The 2,049-nt window shown below is 55.9% G+C and carries 1 rRNA gene; it reads right to left on the bottom strand.

The features are described 5' to 3' along the window. Positions 1 to 473: 473 nt before the first annotated feature. Positions 474 to 1,979, bottom strand: a 16S ribosomal RNA gene (locus NFR19_RS08810). Between the last annotated feature and the right edge of the window lie 70 nt (positions 1,980 to 2,049).

The following is a 2,049-nucleotide window of genomic DNA, read 5'->3' as shown; positions in this document are numbered from 1 at the left end:
CCTTCATCGACTGCCTGTGCCAAGGCATCCACCGCGCGCCCGTAATATCTTCTCTTCCTAACGCACTCGTTATAAGAGAGGTACGGGACACGGTTAGTGCCCACGATCTATTCATGATAGATATACCTTGTTTGCGATCGTTCGTGACAGATACATCTGCTACCTTATCTGACGGATAAACCTCATTGATGGTCTATCAATGCTTTGTAAGGGATCGAGAAGAAAACGTATGTTTTCTCTTCGAAGCTTCGCAAATGAGATCTGTCTCATTTCGTTTCTTCTGCGCAGCATCCAAACCTGGCAGCGGATGCCGCGCGCTATGCAGATGTCAAGGTGCCGATCACGAACACGAAAAGAGCGCCTTTGGGCACCTTGAGAACCGGATGCTGGGATGTTTGACTCACGGTAAGTGACTGTAAGCGTGGATCCTTCATATGTGAGATAGGTATAAACTATCTAGGGTATCTCCCTAGAAAGGAGGTGATCCAGCCGCACCTTCCGGTACGGCTACCTTGTTACGACTTCACCCCCCTCACCCTCCACACCTTCGACGCCTCCCTCTAGAAGTTGGGCCGGCGGCTTCGGGTGCAGACGACTCGGGTGGTGTGACGGGCGGTGTGTACAAGGCCCGGGAACGCATTCACCGCGGCATGCTGATCCGCGATTACTAGCAACTCCGACTTCATGCAGGCGGGTTTCAGCCTACAATCCGAACTGGGACCGGCTTTTAGGGATCCGCTCCCCCTCGCGGGGTGGCAACCCTCTGTGCCGGCCATTGTAGCACGTGTGCAGCCCAGGGCGTAAGGGGCATGATGACTTGACGTCATCCCCACCTTCCTCCGGCTTGACGCCGGCAGTCTCACATGAGTCCCCAACTGAATGCTGGCAACATGTGACAGGGGTTGCGCTCGTTGCGGGACTTAACCCAACATCTCACGACACGAGCTGACGACAGCCATGCACCACCTGTGATAGCTCCTTTCGGCCACGGTGTTTCCACCGCTTCACTATCATGTCAAGCCCTGGTAAGGTTCTTCGCGTTGCTTCGAATTAAGCCACATGCTCCGCTGCTTGTGCGGGCCCCCGTCAATTCCTTTGAGTTTTAGCCTTGCGGCCGTACTCCCCAGGCGGAACACTTAATGCGTTAGCTGCGGCACGGAAGAAATGATTCCCCCACACCTAGTGTTCATCGTTTACGGCTGGGACTACCAGGGTATCTAATCCTGTTCGCTCCCCCAGCTTTCGCGCCTCAGCGTCGGTTGCGGCCCAGTAGACTGCCTTCGCCATCGGTGTTCTTCCCGATATCTGCGCATTCCACCGCTACACCGGGAATTCCGTCTACCCCTACCGAACCCGAGGTGCCCAGTTCGGAACCCGGCTCGGGGTTGAGCCCCGAGATTAGAGGTCCCGCTTAGGCGCCCGCCTGCGCGCGCTTTACGCCCAATGAATCCGGATAACGCTTGCCCCATACGTATTACCGCGGCTGCTGGCACGTATTTAGCCGGGGCTTCTTCTGTAGGTACCGTCACTATCTTCCCTACTGAAAGCGGTTTACAACCCGAAAGCCTTCATCCCGCACGCGGCGTTGCTGCGTCAGGGTTTCCCCCATTGCGCAATATTCCCCACTGCTGCCTCCCGTAGGAGTCTGGGCCGTATCTCAGTCCCAATGTGGCCGATCGACCTCTCAGTCCGGCTACCCATCGCAGGCACGGTGGGCCGTTACCCCGCCGTCTACCTAATGGGCCGCGACCCCATCTCGCACCGCAAAAGCTTTCATCCGCTCCTCATGCGAGGTTCGGATAGTATCCGGTATTAGCTACCGTTTCCAGTAGTTATCCCGGTGTGCGAGGCAGGTTGGTCACGTGTTACTCACCCGTTCGCCACTCTATACACGCCCGAAGGCGCTTTAATCGTTCGACTTGCATGTGTTAAGCACGCCGCCAGCGTTCATCCTGAGCCAGGATCAAACTCTCCGTTCGAATCCTGGACTCTCATTTGAGTCCAAAAGTTCAAGTAATTGATCAGGTGCTGATCTGTTCGTATACGAAC

Source organism: Adlercreutzia murintestinalis (assembly GCF_943192905.1).
GTDB classification, from domain to species: domain Bacteria; phylum Actinomycetota; class Coriobacteriia; order Coriobacteriales; family Eggerthellaceae; genus Adlercreutzia_A; species Adlercreutzia_A murintestinalis.
The sequence above is the reverse complement of the archived record's forward strand: the minus strand, read 5'-3'. Positions and strand labels throughout refer to the sequence as shown.